The organism is Burkholderia sp. RS01, from assembly GCF_039748055.1.
Lineage (GTDB): Bacteria > Actinomycetota > Actinomycetes > Actinomycetales > Micrococcaceae > Arthrobacter.
The window spans coordinates 122,592-143,641 of the sequence record NZ_JBDLAK010000002.1; the positions used below are offsets into that span (position 1 = coordinate 122,592).

Below are 21,050 nucleotides of genomic sequence, written 5' to 3' on the forward strand. Positions count from 1 at the left end.
CCACCGGCTTTGCCTTCCAGAACCAGACCTTCACCCCTTTTGCAAAGGAGCAACCGTGAACAGCATCCTGAAGCACTGCCCGCCCGGACCACCCCGGCCCCTCCAGCCCAAGCCTTCCCAGTCCCCGCCCCCGCTCACGTCGGTATCCGCCCCGTGAGCGCCGCCGCGCTCAGCGGGAACGCCCTGGTTAGCGGAAATGCCGCGCTCAGCGGGAACGCGCCGGTTGGCAGGCGCGCGCTGCTGAAGTTCGCAGGCCTCGCTGGCGCCGCCGCCCTGCTGCCCCTCGCCGGCTGCGGCGCCGCGCCCAGCACCCAAAACGGCGTGACCATGCTCCGGTTCATGCAGAACAAGCCCGAGGTGGTGGCCTACTTCAACCAGGTCATCAAGGATTTCGAGGCACTGAACCCGGACATCCGGGTCATCCAGGACTTCAACGAAGGCAACTTTGTTCCCGGGCTGGTCCGCAACGATCCGCCGGACGTCGTCACCCGCGGATTCGCACAGGCCACCGCCGACTTCGTCAAGAAAGGCATCTTCGCCGACCTTTCAGGCATGCCGGTGACCGCCACCATCGATCCCAAGATGCAGGAGCTCATCAGCTCCTGGGGCCAGTACAACGGGAACGAGGTCAGCGCCCTGCCCTTCTCGCTGGCGGCAGCCGGGGTCATCTACAACAGGGACATCTTCGAGGCCAAGGGCGTGGCGGTCCCCACCACCTGGGACGAGTTTGTTGCCGCCTGCGAAACGTTCAAGGCAGCAGGCATCGCGCCGATCTACGGCACGTACAAGGATCCCTGGACCCTCGCGCAGGGCATGTTCGACTACGTCGCCGGCGGCTCGCTGGATGTTGCGGACTTCTTCTCGAAGCTCAATGCCAGGGGCGCCGCCATCACAGCTGACGCGCCCGAGTCCTTCGCCAACAACTTCGGCCCGGCGCTGCCAAAGATGCTGCAGCTGGCGTCCTTCGCCCAGAGCGGCGCAGCCAGCAAGAACTACGCAGACGGCAACGCCGCGTTTTCCAAGGGCCAGGCGGCGATGTACCTGCAGGGCCCGTGGGCTCTGTCCCAGCTGGTTGCAGCGAACAAGGGGATCCGGCTCGGAAGCTTCCCCCTGCCGGTGACGAACAACCCGGAGGAGACCAAAGCCCGCGTGAATGTGGACATGGCGCTCTCCATTACCCGCAACACGCCCAACATGGCCGCTGCGCAGCGGTTCGTCAACTATCTCCTGGAGCCGTCGGTGGTCAACACCTACAACGAAAAGAACGCCGCGTTCTCCCCGCTCAAGGACGCTCCCGCCGTCGAAAATCCGCAGATCAGCGGGCTGGGCGCCTCCGTCAAGGAAGCACGCTACTACCAGGGCGCCGGCACCTACTTCCCGCCGTCCGTGCCGCTGAACAACTACGTCCAGTCCTTTGTGTACGGCAAGAACGGCGAACAGTTCCTCACAGCCCTCGACGACGAATGGCGGCGCGTTGCCGAGCGCACCGCCGTCTGACACCCGCCCGACTCCAGGAGCCCCAATGACCGCAACATCCCGGGTGGCCCAGACAGCCCCTCCCGCAGGACGCAACGCACCGACTTCCGCCTCCGCCAAAACCACAACCGTCCGGTCCGGGAACAGAATCGATCCCACGTACTACTGGATGATCGTTCCCGTCCTGGCACTCTTCGCCTTTTTCATCACCCTTCCGGCCCTCGTGGGCGTCTTTTTCAGCCTCACGAACTACGCCGGCTACGGCGACTGGAAGTTCATCGGACTGTCCAACTACGTCAACATTTTCAAGGACCCGGCGGTCCTTCAGTCCTACATCTTCACGTTCGTCTTCGCCCTGGCCACCACCGTGGTGGTCAACGTCGTGGCCCTGGCGATCGCCTTGGGCCTGAACGCCAAGATCAAGTGGCGCACGGGCATCCGCACCGTGTTCTTCATGCCCATGGTGCTGTCGGCCCTGATCGTGTCCTTCGTGTTCAACTACCTGTTCTCCAACACCCTTCCAGTGCTGGCTGAGCGGCTCGGTGTGACGCCGCTCGCCACGAGCATCCTCGCCAACGAGAACCTCGCCTGGCTCGCCATCGTGCTGGTCACGGTGTGGCAGGCGGCCCCCGGCGCCACCATCATCTACCTGGCAGGGCTGCAGAGCGTGCCGTCCGAAGTGTACGAAGCCGCTGACCTCGACGGCGCGGGTAGTTTCCGGCAGTTCATGAGCCTGACCCTGCCGCTGATCCTCGGCTACCTCGTGATCAATGTGATCCTGGGGTTCAAGGGCTTCCTGGGGACCTACGAGATCATCGTGGGACTCACGGGTGGCGGCCCCGGCATGGCAACCCAGTCGGTGGCGATGCGCATCTTCTCCGGCTTTACCGGCGGCGACTACTCCTACCAGATGGCCAACGCCGTCATCTATTTCCTGATCACCCTGCTGATCTCCGTCATCCAGCTGCGCCTCATCCAGCGCCGGGGGGTTTCACTCTAATGACCGCTTCCACACTTTCCGACACCCTGGCCGTAGCCGCGGCTCCCGCACGCAAGGCCGGCCGCTCCGGCCGCTCCGGCCTCTCCGGCGGCCCCCGACGCCCCCGCCGCTCCGGCCGCGAGGGCTACAAGGTCAACTGGTGGCTCACCGCGCTGATGATCGTGGCCTCGCTGACGGTCCTGCTGCCGCTGTACTTCACCGTGGCCATGGCGCTGAAGTCACCGGACCAGATCGGTACGGGAACGGGACTGGCCTGGCCCACGCCGATGAACTGGGAAAACTTCTCGGCGGCCTACGTTTCCACGGACTTCCCGCGGGCGTTCATGTCCACCGCCTTTGTCACCGTGCTGAGCGTCCTCGGTTCGCTGGCCAGCAGTTCGCTTGTGGCCTACGCCATCGCGCGGAACTGGAACCGGAGGTTCTTCCGCGGCTCCTTCATCTACCTGCTCTCGGCCATGTTCATCCCGTTCCCGGTGATCATCCTGCCGCTGATCAAGCAGACCGCACTCCTTGGCCTGGACAACCCGGCCGGCGTCGTGTTCCTGCACGTGCTCGGCGGGATTTCGTTCAACACCCTGCTCTACATCGCCTTCGTCCGCTCCATCCCGGTGGAGCTGGAGGAATCGGCCCGCATGGACGGCGCCACCACGTGGCAGGTGTTCCGCAAGATCATCTTCCCGCTGCTGGCCCCCATGAACGCGACCGTGGGCATCTTCGCCTTCCTCGGCTCCTGGAACGACTTCCTGCTGCCCCAGATGATGATCGCCGACCCCTCCCTCCAGACCCTCCCCGTGGTGCAGATGCTGTTCCAGGGCGAGTTCAACACCAACTACAGCCTCGCGTTCGCGTCCTACCTGATGGCCATGGCCCCCACATTGGTGGTTTACATCCTGGCCCAGCGTTGGGTACTCTCCGGAGTCATGCGCGGGGCCGTTAAGTAGACCCATCAATCCAGTCCAGCAATAACCCCAACCACAAGAAAAGGATCATCCCTTGTCCACCACTGCCACACTGGCAACCCTGTCCGATTCCGACCGCTTGGCCGATCCGAACTGGTGGCGTCAGGCATCCGTCTACCAGATCTACCCGCGCAGCTTCGCCGATTCCAACGGGGACGGCCTGGGCGACATCAAGGGCATCACGGCCAGGGTCCCGTACCTGAAATCGCTGGGGATCGACGCCGTCTGGCTCAGCCCGTTCTACCCGTCGGCGCTCGCCGACGGCGGCTACGACGTGGACGACTACCGCGACGTCGACCCCAAGCTGGGCACGCTGGAGGACTTTGACGAGATGGCAGCGGCCCTGCACGCAGCCGGCATCAAGCTCATCGCTGACATCGTCCCCAACCACTCCTCGGACCGGCATGAATGGTTCAGGGAAGCCCTCGCGTCCCCCAAGGGTTCCGCGGCGCGTGACCGCTACATCTTCCGTGACGGCAAGGGCCCGAACGGCGAGTTTCCGCCGTCGGACTGGGACTCGGTCTTCGGCGGACCCGCCTGGGAGCGCATCACCGAACCGGACGGCACCCCCGGCCAGTGGTACATGCACATCTTCGCCAAGGAGCAGCCAGACCTGAACTGGGCCAACCGGGAAATCCGGGACGACTTCCTCAAGACCCTGCGCTTCTGGTCCGACCGCGGCGTGGACGGCTTCCGCGTGGACGTGGCGCACGCCCTGACCAAGGACCTCACCGAACCGCTGCTGTCCAAGCTGGAATTGAGCGCGGCCAACACCGGGACCGACGGTTTCGATGACGGCTCGCACCCGTTCTGGGACCGCGACGAAGTCCACGAGGTCTACACCGAATGGCGCGAGGTCTTCAACGAGTACAACCCGCCGCGCACCGCCGTGGCCGAAGCCTGGGTGCACGCCACCCGGCGGCCGCGCTACGCGAGCCCCGAGGGCCTGGGCCAGGCGTTCAACTTCGACCTCCTGCAGGCCGATTTCGACGCCGAGGAGTTCCGGGAAATCATCGCCCGCAACCTCGCCGAGGCGGCCGCCACCGGTGCGTCCTCCACCTGGGTCTTCTCCAACCACGACGTCGTCCGGCACGCCACGCGCTACGGCCTGCCGAAGACCTCCAAGGCCAAGAAGCACGCCAAGGGCCAGGACGGCAAGGACTGGCTGCTGGCCGGCGGCCCCGAAGAGGACCTGGACGTGGCGCTCGGCGAGCGCCGCGCCCGCGCCGCCACGCTGCTGATGCTCGCGGTACCCGGCTCCGCCTACTTGTACCAGGGCGAGGAGCTGGGCCTCCAGGAAGTCGCGGACATCCCCGACGCCGAGCGCCAGGACCCGTCGTTCTTCCGCAACAAGGGCGTCGAAGTAGGCCGTGACGGCTGCCGCGTGCCCCTGCCGTGGAAGGTTGAGGGGACCTCCTTCGGCTTCGGCGACGGCGGGGCCCACCTGCCGCAGCCGGACTGGTTCAGCAAGTACGCCGTCGAGGCCCAGGACGGCACCGAAGGCTCCACCCTGGAGCTCTACCGCACGGCCCTGAAGCTGCGCCGGGAACTGCAGTCCGACGAAGAGCTGGAATGGATCGAAACCGGCAACCCGGAGGTCCTGCACTTCAGCCGCCCCGGCGGCTGGCAGTCCGTGACCAACTTCGGCGACACCGCCGTCGAGCTTCCCGCCGGGACCGTGCTGGTCAGCAGCGCCCCGCTGGAAGAGGGCAGGCTGCCCGCCAACACCACGGCCTGGCTGCGCTGACATAACTCAACAACAAGTAAAGGTGGCGGTGCCCGGCCGGGGCGCCGCCACCTGTGCGTCTGCCGCGACTCATGAAAGAGTGAAGCAATGACTGATCACAACGTTCCATCGTCCGCGCAGGAGCTCATCTACGGCTGCATGGGCCTTGGCGGCGGATGGTCCGACGAACCGCATGACGTCCACCACGTGGAGGAGGCCGCTGCCGCCGTCGACGCGGCGCTGGATGCAGGCATCACACTGTTCGACCACGCGGACATCTACCGCCGGGGCAAGTCCGAGGCTGTCTTCGGTGAGGTGCTGGCGTCAACGCCGGGCCTGCGCGAGCGCATCCGGCTGCAGACCAAGTGCGGCATCCGCCTCAACGAGCGCGGACTGGAAACCCACTACGATCTCAGCGGCGATTCGATCATTGAGCGCGTGAACGGCAGCCTCGAGCGCCTGCGCACGGACTACGTGGACGTCCTGATGCTGCACCGCCCGGATCCCCTGATGGACCCGGCCGAGGTGGCGGCCGCCGTCGGGAAGCTCATGGCGGAAGGCAAGGTGCGGGCGCTGGGCGTGTCCAACATGTCCGGCGAGCAGATTGCGTACCTCCAGGACGCCCTGGAGACGCCGGTGGTGGCCAACCAGCTGGAGATGAGCCTGCTGAAGCGGTCCTGGCTCGAGAGCACGGTGCTCGTCAACCACCCGGAATCGGCGGATCACAGCTTCCCCCACGGCACGATCGAATACTGCGCACGGCAGGGGATCACCCTGCAGGCCTACGGCGCAATGGCACGCGGGCACTACACGGGGAATCCGCCCGAACGGCCCACACCTGCCGAGGCCGCCACGGCTGCGCTGCTGGCGGACATGGCGCGGGACAAGGGAACCACGGCCGAAGCCGTGCTGCTGGGGTGGCTCATGCGGCACCCGGCAGGGATCGCGCCGGTCATCGGAACCGCCAATCCGGACCGGATCCGCGCCTGTGCCGGGGCCGCCCGCGCGGCCGAAGCCATGACCCGGGCCGAGTGGTACCAGCTGTGGGTCACGGCCCGGGGAACCAACATCCCTTAACCCCGGCCCGCTCATTCGCCCCGCTTAACCCAACTAGGTCGCAGTAGATGTCGTTATGAGCGTTCAAAACGACATTAACTGCGACCTAGTTGGGCTGGGGGCCGCTAGTTCAGCGGGGCGACTTCCGAATACGTGGAGGAGTCGCCCTTCAGAGCCTGGCTCTGCGTGCCGTCCACGCCCACCGGGATGTCGCCGGCAATCGTGACGCGGTTGAGCTTGCGCGGCTGGCCGTCGTAGTTGTCCGGAGCGTAGTGCTGGGTGATCCGGTTGTCGAAGAGCACCAGCTGGTTGGGCTCCCAGTTGACCCGCACCACGTTCTCGGGCCGGGTGACGTAGGCCTGCAGCAGCCGGATGATGTCCCTGGACTCGGTGTTGGACAGGCCCACGATCCGCAGGCGCTGCGCGAAGCCCCCGATGAACAATCCGCGCTCGCCGGTCAGCGGGTGGACACGCACCACGGGGTGGGCGGTCTCGAACTTGAGCCGGGTGAACTCCTTGCGGCGCTCTTCGGCGTTGGCATGCTCCAGGTTCTTGGGCACCGAGTAGTCATAGTCGTTGGTGTGGATTGCCCAGAGCGTGTCAGCGAAGTTGCGCAGTTCATCCGGCAGGTCGCGGTATGCGGCACCGGAGGACGCGATCAGCGTTTCGCCGCCGTACGCCGGCAGGTCGATGCTGCGCAGGGTGGAGGCCTGCGGCGGGTTGACCACAAACGTGACGTCCGTGTGCCAGTTGTTGGCGGAGCCGTTCTCGCTGTCCACCGGCAGGACGTTTTCCTCGCCCTCTACGGATGCGACCGTGGGGTGGGCCTTCGTGAGTGGTCCGAAGTGGCTGGCGAACTTCACCTGTGCCTCGTCGGTGAGGATGTTGGCTTCCCGGAACACCAGGGCCTTGTGCTCGTTGAGTGCCGCGCGGATCTGGGCGACAGTCTCGGCGGAGAGGTCCCCGCTGAGGTCCAGGCCGCGGATCTCGGCCCCGATGCGGGAGCCCAGCTTGGCGAATTCGAGCTTGGTTTCGGTAATGACGGTCATTGTTCTTCCTTACTGTGGTGGCGCTGGCGGTGGGTTACTGGCGGTGCGTATCTGGCGGTGTGTTAGTTGGAAATGAGTCCGTTGAACTCGTTGGTGTAGAGCTTCTTGGGATCCAGGTCGGACTTGATGATGCCCACCGACTTCAGGTATTCGTTCCAGCGGGTGAAGTCCTCGTCCTTGATTTCGCCCTTGTTGGGGACGCCCACGCTCTTCCAGTACTGCAGGGCGGCGGGGTTCTCATTGCGGCCGCGCTCCTTCAGGATCTTGGTGAAGCGCGCAATCACTTCCTGGCGCGGCGTGGTGCGTTCCCACTCGATGGCTTTCGCGACGCCCGTGGTGAACGTCCGGGTGGTGTTGGGGTTCTGGGCGATGAAGTCTTCCCGGAGCACGTAGGGGCCGCCGGCAAAGCTGCCGAACAGGTCGAAGTCGCTGAAGACGGACCGCAGCCCTCCGTTGGCGATGGCCTTGTCCTGGAGGATGCTGCCCAGTGAGCCTGCATCCACCTGTCCTCGGCGGATAGCTTCCTCGGTGTCGTTGGGCGGCACCACCACGAGCTGGACCTGCTTGATCTCGTCCGCGCTGAGCCCGTTCTTCCTGAGGTAGGTGTTGATCACGGCCTCCGAGTGCGCTCCGAGGGTGTTGACCGCGATCTTCTTGCCGATGAAGTCCCGGGCCGTCCGGATCGGGCTGTCCGCCTTCACGTAGTAGCCGTTGAAGGTCTTGCTGTCTTCGCCGTAGTAGTTGATGACGGCCTTGACCGGTGCCCCGGCCTCGACGAGCTTCACCACGGCACCCGCGAAGGCGCCGCCGAAGTCCGTCTGGCCGGTGGCCGCGGATTGGATGTCCTGCGGGCCGCTGATGGTGTTGCCCACCCAGTTCAGCTTCACATCGCCCAGGTAGCCGAGATCCTGGGCCAGTTCGGGGAGGGTCACGGTGTTGGCCCAGCCCTGGTACCGGAGCTCCTTGACCTCGGTGGCGCCCGGGGCGCCGGTGCCGGCCACCGAGGGGCCACCGCAGCCGGACACCGTCAGGGCGATGACGACGGCGGCCGCAGCACTCAGGATGGTCAGGTGTCGTTTCATGGGGGTTCCTTCGATGGTTGCTTGGCTGGCTCTGTGGCCAGGGTTACTGCCGGCCGCCGCAGCGGCCCGATGGATCGATGTAAGCGCACTTGGCCGGCGCAGGAAAGCGGCCCGGTCACGGCAGGAAACCCTTGGAAATCCGCTGAAATACCGCGCAACGCAGGGTCATGAGGCGCCGTGTTTCGGCCGATGAATCCCCGTGACGGACGGCACGCGGAACGGCCTCCCGCGCCGTAGACTCCCGCTTTTGTTCGTATTGGTCTCCGCCGGGGACCGGTCATCTTCGCCTTAGCAGGTGCAGGCCGGATACGGTAGGTATATGACGTCTTCCTCCACTGCCGAGATCACCCGGCACGAACGCAACATCCCCGCCGAAATCGCCCGTTCGTGGCTACTGGTCAACGCAATGAAAACCGAGCTCTTCGACCAGTCGGCGGTATCCCGCGCGGATTCCATCATTCTGGACATCGAGGACGCGGTGGATCCCTCACAGAAGGACACAGCCCGCGAGAACGTGGTGAACTGGCTGACCGCAGGCGGCCAGGCCTGGGTCCGGATCAACGACGCCATCAGCCCCTTCTGGGCCGATGACCTCGCCGGCCTCCGCGGCACGCCCGGACTGCTCGGCATCATGCTGGCCAAGACCGAATCCGCGGACCAGGTCACCGAGTCCTTCCACCGCATGGACGGCAAGACGCCCGTCATCGCGCTCGTCGAGAGCGCCCTCGGCATCGAGGAAGCCAACAACATTGCCAAGGCGCAGGGCGCGTTCCGGCTCGCCTTCGGGTCCGGCGACTTCCGCCGCGACACGGGCATGGCGGCCACGCCCGAGGCGATGGCCTACCCGCGCGCCAAGCTCGTGGTGGCCAGCCGGGTCGGCAACCTGCCCGGCCCCATCGACGGCCCCACTGTCGGCACCAACCACCCCATCCTGCGCGAGCAGACCGGCATCACGGTGATGATGGGCATGACCGGAAAGCTCTGCCTGGCCATCGACCAGACCAGCGTCATCAACGAGGTCATCAGCCCCACGCCGTCGGATGTCGCCTGGGCCACCGACTTCATGGCCGACTTCGAGGCCAACGGCCGCGTCATCCGCGACGGCTCCGACCTGCCCCGCCTGGGCCGCGCCGAGAAGATCATGAAGCTCGCGGTAGCCTTTGGGGTGCAGCCCGCGCTCTAGCCCGCAGCAGCACCTTCAGGAGGCCCCGTGACCGATACCCGCTATCTGGTGCACGGGGTCTTTTGGGATGGTCCGGCTGCCGCTTCCGGGACGTCCGATGGCGGCCGGCCCGTTTTGCGCCTCCAGCAGCTTTCGCCGGAGGGCGGGTTCAGCCTGGGCTCCGAAGCTACCTTATGCAGCCGCACTGGCTGTACGTGGCCACCTTCGCCCACGGCGCCAGCAAAATCGGGACGGCATCCCAGCCCCGGAAATGGAACCGGCTGGCCGAGCAGGGCGCCGTGGTGGCCCGGTACGTTGCCCTCGCCGAGGACGGCCGCGTGGTGCGGGTCCTTGAGGACATGGTCACCCGCGAAGCCGGACTCGCCCAGCAGGTCCGTTCCGCCGCGAAGGCAGCCGCCCTGACGGACCCGCTGCCCGGCGGCCGGCTCGACGAACTGAACCGCCGCCTGGCGGAAGAAGTCAGGACGCTGCTGGCGGGCACCGCCGTCGGAGGCTTCGGCGTCGTGGACGAGCAGTGGGTCCGGCCCGCGCAGGCCGCCGGGCTGGTCGCGGCGTCGGCCCGGCACGCCTATCCGCACAGCATGGACGGCGGCCGCCACGGCTTCACGCTCGGGGCGCTGTGCGGGAGCCACGGACTGGCCGGCATCGAGGGCTCGGAGCTGGACTTCGTGGTGAACCTGGGGCTGCTGAAGGTGCGTCTGATCGAGCCGGGGGAATTCAGCTCCGAGGTGCCCGCGGTGCAGGAAGCCCTGTTCTGAAGCCGGGTAAACTGGCACGGTGCTGAACGAATTCTGGGCCTCGGCGCCCGCCTCATACAAAGTCCTGGTTTTCGGCGCGATGGGCCTGATCGCCGCAGGCATCATCCTCAACATTGCGGGGAATGCCGCGCACAACCAGGGGCTCATGGTGGCGTCGCTGCCCGTGATCGGCCTCGGGCTCGTGCTGCACATGGCCGGAATGGTGATCCGGGGCCAGCAGGTCCGCAAGAACCTCCGGAAGTAGCCGCGTACTGGGTGGTCCGCGGCGACCCCGATAGGCTTGAGGCCATGACTATCAATCCGGATCTGCAGGGCCGAAGCTACCCTGCCGCAGAGGTGTACGACGTCGGCCGCGAGAAAATCCGCGAGTTTGCCCGCGCGGTCAAGGCCACCCACCCCGCCCACTTTGACGTCGACGCCGCGAAGGGCCTGGGCCACCGCGACCTCGTTGCACCGCCCACGTTCGCGATCATCATCGCCCAGCGAGCCGACGCGCAGCTGATCGAGGACCCGGAGGCCGGCATCGACTTCTCCCGTGTGGTCCACGCAGACCAGCGCTTCACCCACCACCGCCCCATCTTCGCCGGCGACCGCCTCGTGGCCGAGCTGCACGTCGACGGCGTCCGTGCCATGGGCGGCGGCGCCATGATCACCACCCGCGCCGAGATCTTTGCGCTCACGGACGGCGACGGGCGCGAGCCCGTGTCCACCACCAAGTCATCCATCCTGGTCCGCGGAGAGGGACAGTAGCCATGAGCCCAACATTCGAAGAACTCAGCGTCGGCCAGGACATCGGCGCCCGCAGCATCGACGTCACCCGGCAGGACCTGGTCAAGTACGCCGGCGCGTCCGGCGACTTCAACCCCATCCACTGGAACGAAGCCTTCGCCACCGGCGTGGAGCTCCCGGGCGTCATCGCGCACGGCATGTTCACCATGGGAGCGGCCGTGCAGCTCGTCTCCGACTGGGCAGGCGACCCCGCCGCCGTCGTCGATTACCAGACCCGCTTCACCAAGCCGGTACTGGTGGCCGACACGACCGGAACCGGCGCCGCCGGCGCCCTCATCGAAGTGACCGGCGCCATCGGGGCGCTCGACGCCGAGGCACGCACCGCGCGCGTGGACCTCGCCGTGGTCTTTGACGGGCAGAAAGTCCTCGTGAAGGCCCAGGCCCTCGTCAAGGTGTCCTGAAACGTGATCCGCTCTTGAGCTCAACCGCAGTCCGGGCGCGGGAGGTCACCCTCTGGCGCAACGCGGTGGTGGTGGCGTACGGCGCCAGCGGCATCGCCTTCGCCTCCTGGGTGTCCCGCCTGCCCGCGATCCGCGACGGACTGAACCTCACGCCCGGGACCATCGGGCTGCTCCTGCTGTGCATGACGGCCGGCTCGTTTCTCTCGGTGTCCGCCTCCGGGCTGATCGTGCTGCGGCTCGGCTCCAAGCGGACCATCCGCACCGGCAGCGTCATGGTGGGCATCGGACTGGTCCTGGCGGGATTTGGCACGTCTGTGCTGGCCAGCCCGTTCACGGTTGCCGCCGGGCTGGCGGTGATCGGTCTGGGCACGGCGAGCTGGAACACTGCTTCCAATGTGGAGGGGGCCGCCGTGGAGCGGGCCGTGGGCCGGCACATCATGCCGCGCCTCCACGGCGCGTTCAGCCTGGGCACCGTGGCAGGTGCCGGGCTGGGGGCCTGGGCGGCCGGTTCCGGCGTGCCGGTGTTCTGGCACCTCGCGGCCGCCGGCGTCGTCGTGGCCGTTTCGGTGACGACGGCGGCCGGCTGGTTCCGCGCCGACGCCACGCCCGTGGTGTCCGGCTCCACGTACCGGCCCGACAACTTCGAGGACCCCTCCACCGGCCCGCTGCCCATCATCCGGGCCGGGTCGGAGGCCGAGGAGCCTCCGCTGGACAACAAGCGCAAGATCGCACAGGCCTGGCGGGACAAGCGGACGCTGCTGCTCGGCGTCATGGTCCTGGGACTTGCCCTCGCGGAGGGGGCGGCGGGGGACTGGGTGGCGCTGGCACTCGCCGACGGCCACCACCAGTCGGACGCCGCCGGTGCCGCCGGTTACGGGATCTTCGTCACGTTCATGACCATCGGCCGGTTTGCCGGCACCGTGGCGTTGGACCGGTTCGGCCGGGTTCCCGTGATGCGCTGGTGCTCCTCGCTGGCCGTGGCGGGGCTGGCGTTGTTCGTTTTCGCGCCCGTTCCCTGGCTCGCGTACGCCGCACTCGCCGTCTGGGGGCTCGGGGCATCGCTGGGATTCCCGGTCGGCATGTCCGCAGCCGCCGACGACCCCACGAAAGCGGCGGCGCGCGTCTCCGTGGTGTCCACCATCGGGTACGGCGCGTTCCTTTGCGGCCCGCCGCTGCTGGGGCTGCTGGCCGAGCATGTCGGGATCCTGCATTCCCTGCTGGCCGTCATGGCCGTGCTGGTCGTGAGCTTCCTGCTGTCTCCGGTGGCGCGGAAGATTTCCTAGTGTTCCCTTGGGTTCCGTAACTTCCCATAAGCTGGACTGGTGACTCCCACCATGCTTTCCGACCTGACCACGGCTGCCGTCGGCGGCCCCGCCGGCAACTACATCGAGGCCCGCACGGAAGCGGAGATCATCGAGGCCGTGCGGACGGCAGACGCGGCGGGGGAACCGGTGCTGATTATTGGCGGCGGTTCCAACCTGCTGATTTCCGACGACGGGTTCCCCGGGACGGTGGTCAGGATCGCCTCCGAGGGGTTCAAGGTTAACGCCGAGGACTCCTGCGGCGGTGTGGCGGTGGTGGTCCAGGCAGGCCACAACTGGGATGCCCTGGTGCAGCACGCGGTGCTGCACGCGTGGTCCGGGATCGAAGCGCTGTCCGGCATTCCCGGCGCCACCGGCGCAACGCCGGTGCAGAACGTGGGCGCGTACGGCGCGGACGTTGCGCAGACCATCGCGGCGGTCCGCACCTGGGACCGGGAACGCAACGCAGTGAAGACCTTCACCAGCTCGGAGCTCAAGTTCGGCTACCGGGACTCCATCCTTAAGCAGACCACCGTCAACGGTTCCCCGCGCTATGTGGTGCTCACTGTCGAGTTCCAGCTGCCGCTGGGCCGGATGAGCGCGCCCATCCGGTACGCCGAACTGGCCAGGGTCCTCGGCGTCGAGCAGGGCCAGCGGGCCTACGCCAACGACGTCCGGCGCGAGGTCCTCCGGCTGCGCGCATCGAAGGGCATGGTGCTGGATCCCGCCGACCGCGATACCTACTCCACCGGCTCGTTCTTCACCAACCCCATCGTCCCCGCCGGTGTAGCAGCCGGCCTCCCGGAGAGCGCGCCGCAGTATCCGGCCGGTTCCGACGGCCTCGTGAAGCTCTCTGCCGCCTGGCTGATCGACCAGGCCGGGTTCGGCAAGGGCTTCGGCCTGGAGGCCGGCAGCGTCTCCGGCGGCAGGGCCTCGCTTTCCACCAAGCACACCCTGGCCATCACTAACCGGGGTTCCGCCAGCGCCGCGGACATGCTGGCGATCGCGCGCGAGGTGCGCGCCGGCGTCGTCGGGCGTTTTGGCATTGAACTCCACCCGGAGCCGCTGCTGATCGGCGTGGCGCTCTAGCCAGGGTAGACCTCCACGCGGAACCCGCGTCACGGCCGACGGCCGTCCTGCATGCCGCCGTGGCGCGCGGGCGCGCGGCGGACGCCGGCCCGCAGCCGGTCCTAGGATGGGGCCATGGGAGCAGCTACGAAGACCCGCGTCACGTCGAAAGTCATGGGCCGTCTGAGGATGGCCTCGCAGGGACTGCTGGGTGGCGGGTTTTCCAGCGTGCCGGAGGCAGTCCGATCGATGACGGCCATGCAGGCGCAGGACCTGCAGTCGGCGCTGTGGGCCGTGGGCTTGCGTGTTCCCGGCACCGGTGTGGGCGAGGTGCGCGCCGCCCTGGACTCGGGGGCCGTGGTGCGATCGTGGCCCATGCGCGGCACCCTGCACCTGCTGGCTCCGGAGGACCTGCGGTGGATCCTGAACATCACCACCGGACGGATGGTCCAGGGCACCTCGGGGCGGCACCGGCAACTGGAGATCTCCGGCACGGACGTTAAAGTCTGCCGGGACGTCGCGCTCGGCCTTGTCGCGGGCGGCCGGGCTGTCAGCCGCGAGCAGCTGTTCGCCGCGTTTGAGACGGCCGGCCAGGCCACCAGGGCGCAGCGGGGCATTCATCTGCTCTGGATGCTGTGCCAGAGTGCGTCGCTGGTGCCCGGTCCGCTGGACGGGAACCAGCAGAAGTTCGTGGCATTCGACGGGTGGATCGCCACTTCCCGTGACCTCGGCCGTGAGGAGGGCCTCGCCGAGCTCCTGCTGAGGTATCTGCGCAGCCACGGGCCCGCGACGGTGCGGGACTTCGCGTGGTGGTCCAACACCACGCTCACGGAGGCCCGGGCCGCCTTGGCCCCGGTCAGCGGGGAACTGGTGGAACTGGAATTCGACGGAATAAGCTACTGGCTCTCGCCGGAGACGGCCGCGCTGCTCGACGAAGGCGTGCCGGGGCAACGCGCCGTCGTGGCCCTTCCGGGGTTCGACGAATTCGTCCTCGGCTACACCGACCGGAGCCTCGTGCTGCCGCCGGAACACGCCCAGAAGATCGTCCCCGGCGGCAACGGGGTGTTCAAGAAGGCCATCGTGGCCGGCGGCGAGGTGATCGGGACGTGGGGGAGGCAGGGGAACGGCCGGGCGGCTGCCGTCGTGCCTGTTCCCTTCGACGCGGCCAAGCCCCCGGGCCCGGCCACCCTGGCCGCATTCAACAAGGCCGCCGGGCGGTACGAGCGGTTCCTCGCGGCCTGACGGCAGCGGTGCGGGCGGAGCTCTCATCCGGCTCCGGCGCGGTGCCTACGTCAGAAGTGCCCACTGGAACCGGATCGCGCCTTGGGAACGGGACAGCCTCCGGATCCAGGCGCACTATGAATCCACAGGAGGGACGGCTTGCTACAGCCATACAAGCGCCGCGCGGCTGCACCTGTGCCAGGTCTGGAAAGCCGGGCCGCTGGTACACGTCGCCACGGACTATTCAAACTCTGCCACCAGTACGGGCACCGACGTTCGGACTCACCGCCGTCCGCTGGACTGCTCGGACCTCACAGTTCTGCAGACTGCGGACGGCCGGGACATGCACGTGACCACCCTGGAACGCACCAAACGGGGAAGCCGGCGGGCCGCGGCGGTCTTGGAGGTATTGGATGGCCGCTCGGAATCAGCTGGCGAAACCCGGACCAGGCTGCTCCTGCACGCGTTCGGGGTGCACGGCTTCGAGCCACAGTATGAGCTGCCCACGAGGTCGGGGCTGTTCAGGGCGGACTTCGCAGATCCCGCACGCCGCGTAATCATCGAGTTCGACGGCAAATCCAGGTACAGCGGCTTCGGGCCAACAGACCAGGCCCTGCTGGCGGAACGTTCCCGCGAGAACGCACTGGCTGAGGAAGGATGGACCTTCCTGCGCCTCGAGTGGCAGCACCTGGATGCCCCGGCGGAGCTTAGGCGCCGGCTACTGGCCACCCTGGCCCGGGCTGAAACGCAAAAGCGGCCCCGCACCGCATGAGCGGCCCCGGGCAGGGCCGATCAGCGGGGCAGGGCCGCCTGAGCCTGTGGCTAAAGAGAGCCGGTGGCTAGAGAGTGCCGGTGGCGATGTTCAGCATGCGCCGGAGCGGCTCGGCTGCGCCCCACAGGAGCTGATCGCCCACGGTGAAGGCGCTGATGTACTGCGGGCCCATCTCCAGCTTGCGGATACGGCCCACCGGGATGTCCAGGGTGCCGGATGCCGCCACCGGGGTGAGATCGGCCATCGACGCTTCCTTGGTGTTGGGCACAACCTTGGCCCACTCGTTGTCTTCATCGAGCAGCTTCTCGATTTCGGCAACGGACAGGTCTTCGCGCAGCTTGAGCGTGAGCGCCTGGGAGTGCGAACGCATGGCGCCGATCCGGATGCACAGGCCGTCCATCATGATGTGGTTTTCATCGGAGGTGCCGAGGATCTTATTTGTCTCAACGCCCGCCTTCCACTCTTCCTTGGACTGGCCGTTGCCCAGGTCCGCGTCGATCCAGGGGATCAGGGAGCCGGCGAGCGGAACGCCGAACTGTGTGGCGTCGATGTCGGAGCGCTGGTGGGCCAGGACCTTGCGGTCGATGTCGAGAATGGCCGACGCCGGGTCGTCCAGTTCGGTGCTGACCGCGGCGTTGAGCGTGCCGAACTGGCTGAGCAGTTCGCGCATGTGCCGCGCTCCGCCGCCGGAAGCAGCCTGGTAGGTCATGGAGGTGCCCCACTCGACCAGGCCGTTCTTGAACAGTCCGCCAAGGCCCATCAGCATGCAGGACACAGTGCAGTTGCCGCCGATGAAGTCTTTGGTGCCGTTGGCGAGGCCTTTGTCGATGACATCGCGGTTGATCGGGTCCAGCACGATGATCGAGTCGTCGTTCATGCGCAGCGTCGATGCGGCGTCGATCCAGAGGCCGTCCCAGCCGCGGCCGCGGAGTTCGCCGTGGACCTGCTTGGTGTAGTCCCCGCCCTGGGCGGTGACGATAATCGGCAGCTTGGCGAGAGTCTCGACGTCGAACGCGTCCTCGAGCTTACCGGCCCCGTCAGCAAACGACGGGGCGGCACCTCCCGCGTTTGAGGTGGAGAAAAATACCGGGTTGATGTTGGCGAAGTCGCCCTCATCCTGCATGCGCTGCATCAGGACGGAACCGACCATGCCACGCCAACCCACCAGTCCAACGGACGGAGTAGCTGCTGTAGTCATTAGGCCAGTTTAGACTTTGGACCCGGAAGGACGCAGTCGGTTACGTCACTCCCTGGCTAGGCCCGACCCGTCAGAAGGGTGGAGCTACTCGACCGGGCGGGCAAGATTGGCGGCTTTGCGCAGCTTCTGTGCCCGGCGCTCCTTGAAATAGCTGATCCAAGCGAAAGTGAAGGGGTAGAGGCATGCGGGAAAGACCCACCATACTTCGCCAAGAATGTGCCACGTACCCTGGATGGCGATCTGGACCACGCCGTAGAAGAGGCCCCCCAGGCAGGCAGTGAGGAGGATGGCGAGGAAGAGCAGTCCGCCGGAGCTGTTGACCGGTTTGACGAGGCCGCCGCCGTCGTCCTTGCGGACTCCGTATTCGGCTGGCGTGTAGCCGACCATCTCGCCGTTCTCCGCCCTGCGGTAGATCAGCTGGTCGTCTGAAGGGCGGGACGGCACATAGCCGGGGTCCTGCGGAACTCCCTGGCTACGCCGCGCCACGGGCATCCTCGATCGCAGCGAGCAGCCCCGCGTCGTCGAGGCCAGCGGTTTCGGCGACCTCATCCTTGTCGAAATCCGGGACGCCGGTAGTCCAGGCGTCGTCTTCACGCCGGATCAGCAGGTGCTGTTCGGACCCCAGGGTCTTAAAGACCAGATATGCGGTACCGCCGTGGTTCTGTTTGACATGCTGCCGCACGACTCGAAGCGTCGCTTCCGCCGACGTGATGGCGGGGTCCTGGGCAAAAACGAACCAGGTGCCGAGCAGGCGGGGTTGAAGCATCAGGGATACCCCCGGTGCTTCCAGGAGAGCCACGTTGTCCACGGCTTCGCCGGTCAGAAGGGTGATTTCGGTCCAACGGTTCGCTTTTCCGAGGGCTGTGGCGACTGCGGCCGCGACTCCGGTCACGCCCAGGTCGCCGTCCTCATCAACCGTAGCCATGTCCCGGGCCATGAGCGACGACGCGCCGGCCGTGGCCAACGTAACATCGTCCACCATTTCCTCGGCACGGAAAACGCTGACGGACCGGTCCCGTGCCGGCCCTTCGAATACATTGAGCAAATAGGCAAACTCGCCCACGCCGAAGCCGATGACGTCAACGCCGAGCCGCGGCTCCTGCTGTGTGTGGTCCTGAACAGTCATGCTGGTCTCCTATCCACCGATTCCGAGGAAATTGCCCACGGACTTGACGCCATCACTCAGCGTATCCGCCGTATCGCTGACGAACTTACCGGGATCCTTCACGGCGTTGACGACACCCTCGCCGATGTTCTTGCCTACGCTGCTGATGGTGTCCCAGTTCTCGTAAATGGCGATACCGACACTGGCGACCTGGCAGACGGTCCCGGCCGGAGGAGGCAGGAAGCAGCCGACGCCGAGGGCTGTCTTGCCCACGCCAACAAGTCCGCCCTTGACGTCCCCCTCGGAAAAACTCTTCACCGAGTCGGAGGCGCTGAACAAAACGCCTGTCCATCCGAGTCCCCGGGCGAGGCCCGACTTGCCTAGCCACTCAGCTTTCGATCCCGCAGCGATCCAGGGCTTTTCTTCCAATATCGGCGCAAGATTTTTCAGCGGCCCAATGTACTTGTTCAGGTTCTTCAGCGAGGCAATGTCCGAAGCTTTATCGATGACGCCGATACCGCGGTTTGCCTTCGACGAGTCCTTCAGAAGTCCTTCAAGAGCCTTGTTCCCTTTGGTGGTCTGGAACAGGTTTCGGCTATCAAAAACGGGGCCGCCGAGCCGGTGCTGGCCCTTGGTCAGCGACTTGATGAAGTCCGCCCGCTGGTTCTTCAGCACCCAGCCGTACTGGCCGAAGTGCTTGGCCAGTGTGAGCGGTGCCTTGATGAACTTCTGGATAGTCATGCCGCTCTTGAGCGCGCCTATGCCGCCAAGCAACAGGCCGCCCGCCACCCCTGCCAGCGTTCCGCCGGGGTCGCTGATGGTGCCCGGTCCGCCGCCGGAGCCAGGAGCGCCGTCACTGGCCTTCTCTTGCTCGTTGGCGTTCTCCAGGAGCTTCCGGGATTCCTGTTTCAGCCGCGCCGCTGTTTGCTGGAGAAGAGCCCGGTGGCTGCCGTTCCAATCGGAGCGGAACTGGCTGGCGTCGTTGCCCTTCCATGACGGGTTGTTGTTGATCTGGTTGGTCAGCTGCGTCGACGTCTGCAGCAGGTTGTCGGAGACCTTCCCGAACTGCTGAGCGAGCGTGCGCAGCTGGGCAACATCCGCGCCCCACAAGTCACCTGCCACGTGGCATCTACCCCCAATATCTGTGCGCCCGGTTGTGCGCGCTGGCTGCTGAATCCTTGGACCACTCTAGTTCCGGCCGGCCAGGGCCGCGATGGGCAGCGCTCCCCATCGCCGGCCGGCTGCTGCCGGAGTGGGCCCGCTCATCGGAGCAGGGCAGGGGACTACTGGTGGTCGGTCTCCTCCAACAGGGCGCTCTTGCGGGCACGCAGCGCGAAGAAGGCTCCGAAGGCAAACACCTGGGTCACCACGACGAGCACGATGATGCCGGCTACTTTGTTGCCGCCCAGGATCATGGTCAGGCCAACGATCGCGGACAGCAGGGCCAGCAGCGGCAACAGCATGTAGCCGAGCACAAAGAGGGTTTCCGGTTTTCTGAGCATGATTCCTAGCCTTCCCTGCGGTTCCACTTGGTGAACCGGTAGCGGGTGCCGTTTGCTGCCGTCAGCCAGCCTTTGTCAGGTACCGGTGCGCCCGGCTCCCAGGCGCCGTCGAGCTCCGGGGCGTGCGTATCGCCGTCGGCCTCGACGTCGATGGTGGTGACAACGGCAACGTTCGCGAGGTCAGTGGACTGCTTGAAGATTTCGCCGCCGCCCAGGATCCAGACCATCTCAAAACCGGGCGCGAACTGGGACTCCAGCAGCGCGTCGTCCAGGGATTTTACGACGACGGCGCCCTCCGCCTGGGGCGTCTCGCCCCAGCCGTCCTGGCGGGTAATGACGATGTTGGTCCGGTTGGGCAGCGGGCGGTACTTCTCCGGGAAGGACAGCCACGTCTTGCGGCCCATGATGACGGGGTGCCCGCTGGTCACCTTGGTGAAGTGTTTCAGGTCCTCCGGCAGGTTCCAGGGCATGCCGCCGTCTTTGCCGATGACTCCGGACGTGGTCTGTGCCCAGATCAGTCCGATTCCGGCTGTGTTTGCAGCGATCTCTTCGCTGAAGGCCTGCGGGTCCATGATCTCCTCGGTGCTCATACCGCGATCGGCGCCTTGATCGTGGGGTGGTGCCGGTATCCGACCACTTCGAAGTCGTCCAGCGTGTAGTCGAAGATCGAATCCGGCTTCCGGGTGATCTTCAGCTGCGGGTAGTCGTAGGGTTGCCTGTCCAGCTGCTTCAGGACCTGGTCCATATGGTTGTCATAGATGTGGACGTCGCCGCCGGTCCAGACGAATTCGCCGGGCTCAAGTCCGGTCTGCTGCGCCAGCATGCAGGTCAGCAGGGCGTAGGAGGCAATGTTGAACGGCACACCCAGGAACATGTCCGCGGACCGCTGGTACAGCTGGCAGGAAAGCTTGCCGCCGGCCACATAGAACTGGAAGAACGCGTGGCAGGGAGGCAGGGCCATATCCTTGAGCTCTGCCACGTTCCAGGCGGACACGATGTGCCGGCGTGAATCCGGGTTGGCCTTCAGGTTCTGGACGAGCTCCGCGATCTGGTCGATGTGGCCGCCGTCCGGGGTGGGCCAGCTGCGCCACTGGACGCCGTACACCGGTCCGAGTTCACCGTCGGCGTCAGCCCATTCGTTCCAGATGGTGACGCCCTGGTCCTGCATCCACTTCACGTTCGTGTCGCCCCGCAGGAACCACAGCAGCTCCACGGCAACGGACTTGAAGTGCACGCGCTTGGTGGTGATCAGCGGGAAACTCTTACTCAGGTCAAAGCGCATCTGGCGCCCGAACACGCTGCTGGTGCCCGTTCCGGTGCGGTCCGATTTGTGCGTGCCGTTGGCCATGACATCGCGCAGAAGGTCTTCATAGGGCGTAGGGGTGTTCACGCGTCCAGTCTAAT

General features: G+C 66.4%; 23 protein-coding genes. 14 read left to right on the plus strand and 9 right to left on the minus strand.

Annotated elements, in window-relative coordinates:
* Positions 1-153: 153 nt before the first annotated feature.
* The 5 genes from ABFP37_RS02520 (at position 154) to ABFP37_RS02540 (ending at position 6,238) form a co-directional block, all read left to right on the plus strand.
* The gene (locus ABFP37_RS02520; RefSeq protein WP_347032642.1) at positions 154-1,497 is read left to right on the plus strand and encodes an extracellular solute-binding protein; all 1,344 of its coding nucleotides are present in this window, start codon (positions 154-156) and stop codon (positions 1,495-1,497) included.
* A 25-nt stretch (positions 1,498-1,522) separates the two neighbouring features.
* Positions 1,523-2,476 carry a sugar ABC transporter permease gene (locus tag ABFP37_RS02525; RefSeq protein WP_347032643.1) on the plus strand — a complete coding sequence of 318 codons (954 nt, stop codon included), beginning with the start codon at positions 1,523-1,525 and terminating at the stop codon, positions 2,474-2,476.
* Entirely contained in the window at positions 2,476-3,417 is a 942-nt protein-coding gene (locus tag ABFP37_RS02530; RefSeq protein ID WP_347032644.1) for a carbohydrate ABC transporter permease, read from the plus strand. Before ABFP37_RS02525 ends, ABFP37_RS02530 begins: the two co-directional genes overlap by 1 nt.
* Positions 3,418-3,469: 52 nt before the next feature.
* Positions 3,470-5,182 carry a glycoside hydrolase family 13 protein gene (locus ABFP37_RS02535; RefSeq protein WP_347032646.1) on the plus strand — a complete coding sequence of 571 codons (1,713 nt, stop codon included), beginning with the start codon at positions 3,470-3,472 and terminating at the stop codon, positions 5,180-5,182.
* 87 nt (positions 5,183-5,269) lie between these two features.
* Positions 5,270-6,238: an aldo/keto reductase gene (locus tag ABFP37_RS02540; protein ID WP_078027286.1), complete on the plus strand. Its 969-nt coding sequence runs from the start codon at positions 5,270-5,272 to the stop codon at positions 6,236-6,238.
* A 104-nt stretch (positions 6,239-6,342) separates the two neighbouring features.
* Here ABFP37_RS02540 and ABFP37_RS02545 read toward each other — a convergent pair whose 3' ends face one another.
* Positions 6,343-7,266: a TauD/TfdA family dioxygenase gene (locus tag ABFP37_RS02545; protein WP_078027285.1), complete on the minus strand. Its 924-nt coding sequence runs from the start codon at positions 7,264-7,266 to the stop codon at positions 6,343-6,345.
* A 62-nt stretch (positions 7,267-7,328) separates the two neighbouring features.
* The gene (locus tag ABFP37_RS02550) at positions 7,329-8,348 is read right to left on the minus strand and encodes an ABC transporter substrate-binding protein (RefSeq protein ID WP_347032647.1); all 1,020 of its coding nucleotides are present in this window, start codon (positions 8,346-8,348) and stop codon (positions 7,329-7,331) included.
* Between the two features lie 319 nt (positions 8,349-8,667).
* Between ABFP37_RS02550 and ABFP37_RS02555 the strand changes: the two genes are divergently transcribed.
* The 9 genes from ABFP37_RS02555 (at position 8,668) to ABFP37_RS02595 (ending at position 15,841) form a co-directional block, all read left to right on the plus strand.
* Positions 8,668-9,531: a CoA ester lyase gene (locus ABFP37_RS02555; protein WP_078027283.1), complete on the plus strand. Its 864-nt coding sequence runs from the start codon at positions 8,668-8,670 to the stop codon at positions 9,529-9,531.
* A 173-nt stretch (positions 9,532-9,704) separates the two neighbouring features.
* Positions 9,705-10,289: a hypothetical protein gene (locus ABFP37_RS02560; protein WP_347032648.1), complete on the plus strand. Its 585-nt coding sequence runs from the start codon at positions 9,705-9,707 to the stop codon at positions 10,287-10,289.
* Positions 10,290-10,308: 19 nt separating this feature from the next.
* Positions 10,309-10,533: a DUF3188 domain-containing protein gene (locus ABFP37_RS02565; RefSeq protein WP_347032649.1), complete on the plus strand. Its 225-nt coding sequence runs from the start codon at positions 10,309-10,311 to the stop codon at positions 10,531-10,533.
* A 44-nt stretch (positions 10,534-10,577) separates the two neighbouring features.
* Entirely contained in the window at positions 10,578-11,039 is a 462-nt protein-coding gene (locus ABFP37_RS02570; protein WP_078027338.1) for a MaoC family dehydratase N-terminal domain-containing protein, read from the plus strand.
* A gap of 2 nt (positions 11,040-11,041) precedes the next feature.
* On the plus strand, positions 11,042-11,479 hold the full coding sequence (locus tag ABFP37_RS02575; protein ID WP_078027280.1) for a MaoC family dehydratase: 438 nt from the start codon (positions 11,042-11,044) through the stop codon (positions 11,477-11,479).
* Positions 11,480-11,493: 14 nt separating this feature from the next.
* Entirely contained in the window at positions 11,494-12,762 is a 1,269-nt protein-coding gene (locus ABFP37_RS02580; protein WP_347032650.1) for an MFS transporter, read from the plus strand.
* 39 nt (positions 12,763-12,801) lie between these two features.
* A complete protein-coding gene (locus ABFP37_RS02585) occupies positions 12,802-13,869 on the plus strand; it encodes a UDP-N-acetylmuramate dehydrogenase (protein WP_078027278.1) in 1,068 nt (355 codons plus the stop codon).
* Between the two features lie 114 nt (positions 13,870-13,983).
* Positions 13,984-15,090 (plus strand): winged helix DNA-binding domain-containing protein, encoded by a 1,107-nt coding sequence (locus ABFP37_RS02590; RefSeq protein ID WP_347032651.1) that lies wholly within the window; start codon positions 13,984-13,986, stop codon positions 15,088-15,090.
* Between the two features lie 328 nt (positions 15,091-15,418).
* On the plus strand, positions 15,419-15,841 hold the full coding sequence (locus ABFP37_RS02595) for a hypothetical protein (protein ID WP_347032652.1): 423 nt from the start codon (positions 15,419-15,421) through the stop codon (positions 15,839-15,841).
* Between the two features lie 67 nt (positions 15,842-15,908).
* Here the strand turns inward: ABFP37_RS02595 and asd are convergent, their stop codons facing one another.
* The 7 genes from asd to ABFP37_RS02630 form a co-directional block, all read right to left on the minus strand.
* Positions 15,909-17,039 (minus strand): aspartate-semialdehyde dehydrogenase, encoded by a 1,131-nt coding sequence (gene asd / locus ABFP37_RS02600; RefSeq protein WP_347032653.1) that lies wholly within the window; start codon positions 17,037-17,039, stop codon positions 15,909-15,911.
* An 84-nt stretch (positions 17,040-17,123) separates the two neighbouring features.
* Complete coding sequence (locus ABFP37_RS02605; RefSeq protein WP_078027275.1) at positions 17,124-17,525, minus strand: hypothetical protein; 402 nt, start codon at positions 17,523-17,525, stop codon at positions 17,124-17,126.
* Positions 17,512-18,165, minus strand: a complete 654-nt coding sequence (locus tag ABFP37_RS02610) for a hypothetical protein (RefSeq protein ID WP_347032654.1) — start codon at positions 18,163-18,165, stop codon at positions 17,512-17,514. Before ABFP37_RS02610 ends, ABFP37_RS02605 begins: the two co-directional genes overlap by 14 nt.
* 9 nt (positions 18,166-18,174) lie before the next feature.
* On the minus strand, positions 18,175-19,266 hold the full coding sequence (locus ABFP37_RS02615; RefSeq protein ID WP_185982203.1) for a WXG100 family type VII secretion target: 1,092 nt from the start codon (positions 19,264-19,266) through the stop codon (positions 18,175-18,177).
* 161 nt (positions 19,267-19,427) lie between these two features.
* Entirely contained in the window at positions 19,428-19,646 is a 219-nt protein-coding gene (locus ABFP37_RS02620; protein WP_078027273.1) for an NF038396 family protein, read from the minus strand.
* 5 nt (positions 19,647-19,651) lie between these two features.
* Positions 19,652-20,236, minus strand: a complete 585-nt coding sequence (locus tag ABFP37_RS02625; RefSeq protein ID WP_078027272.1) for a dihydrofolate reductase — start codon at positions 20,234-20,236, stop codon at positions 19,652-19,654.
* Positions 20,233-20,994 carry a thymidylate synthase gene (locus ABFP37_RS02630; protein ID WP_347032782.1) on the minus strand — a complete coding sequence of 254 codons (762 nt, stop codon included), beginning with the start codon at positions 20,992-20,994 and terminating at the stop codon, positions 20,233-20,235. Before ABFP37_RS02630 ends, ABFP37_RS02625 begins: the two co-directional genes overlap by 4 nt.
* Positions 20,995-21,050 lie beyond the last annotated feature (56 nt).

Coding starts and splice junctions, on each gene's coding strand:
- ABFP37_RS02540 (WP_078027286.1), top strand. CDS start 5,270: ATGACTGATCACAACGTTCCATCGTCCGCGCAGGAGCTCATCTACGGC.
- ABFP37_RS02525 (WP_347032643.1), top strand. CDS start 1,523: ATGACCGCAACATCCCGGGTGGCCCAGACAGCCCCTCCCGCAGGACGC.
- asd (WP_347032653.1), bottom strand. CDS start 17,039: ATGACTACAGCAGCTACTCCGTCCGTTGGACTGGTGGGTTGGCGTGGC.
- ABFP37_RS02575 (WP_078027280.1), top strand. CDS start 11,042: ATGAGCCCAACATTCGAAGAACTCAGCGTCGGCCAGGACATCGGCGCC.
- ABFP37_RS02545 (WP_078027285.1), bottom strand. CDS start 7,266: ATGACCGTCATTACCGAAACCAAGCTCGAATTCGCCAAGCTGGGCTCC.
- ABFP37_RS02625 (WP_078027272.1), bottom strand. CDS start 20,236: ATGAGCACCGAGGAGATCATGGACCCGCAGGCCTTCAGCGAAGAGATC.
- ABFP37_RS02555 (WP_078027283.1), top strand. CDS start 8,668: ATGACGTCTTCCTCCACTGCCGAGATCACCCGGCACGAACGCAACATC.
- ABFP37_RS02560 (WP_347032648.1), top strand. CDS start 9,705: ATGCAGCCGCACTGGCTGTACGTGGCCACCTTCGCCCACGGCGCCAGC.
- ABFP37_RS02620 (WP_078027273.1), bottom strand. CDS start 19,646: ATGCTCAGAAAACCGGAAACCCTCTTTGTGCTCGGCTACATGCTGTTG.
- ABFP37_RS02630 (WP_347032782.1), bottom strand. CDS start 20,994: ATGGCCAACGGCACGCACAAATCGGACCGCACCGGAACGGGCACCAGC.
- ABFP37_RS02550 (WP_347032647.1), bottom strand. CDS start 8,348: ATGAAACGACACCTGACCATCCTGAGTGCTGCGGCCGCCGTCGTCATC.
- ABFP37_RS02530 (WP_347032644.1), top strand. CDS start 2,476: ATGACCGCTTCCACACTTTCCGACACCCTGGCCGTAGCCGCGGCTCCC.
- ABFP37_RS02570 (WP_078027338.1), top strand. CDS start 10,578: ATGACTATCAATCCGGATCTGCAGGGCCGAAGCTACCCTGCCGCAGAG.
- ABFP37_RS02610 (WP_347032654.1), bottom strand. CDS start 18,165: ATGACTGTTCAGGACCACACACAGCAGGAGCCGCGGCTCGGCGTTGAC.
- ABFP37_RS02590 (WP_347032651.1), top strand. CDS start 13,984: ATGGGAGCAGCTACGAAGACCCGCGTCACGTCGAAAGTCATGGGCCGT.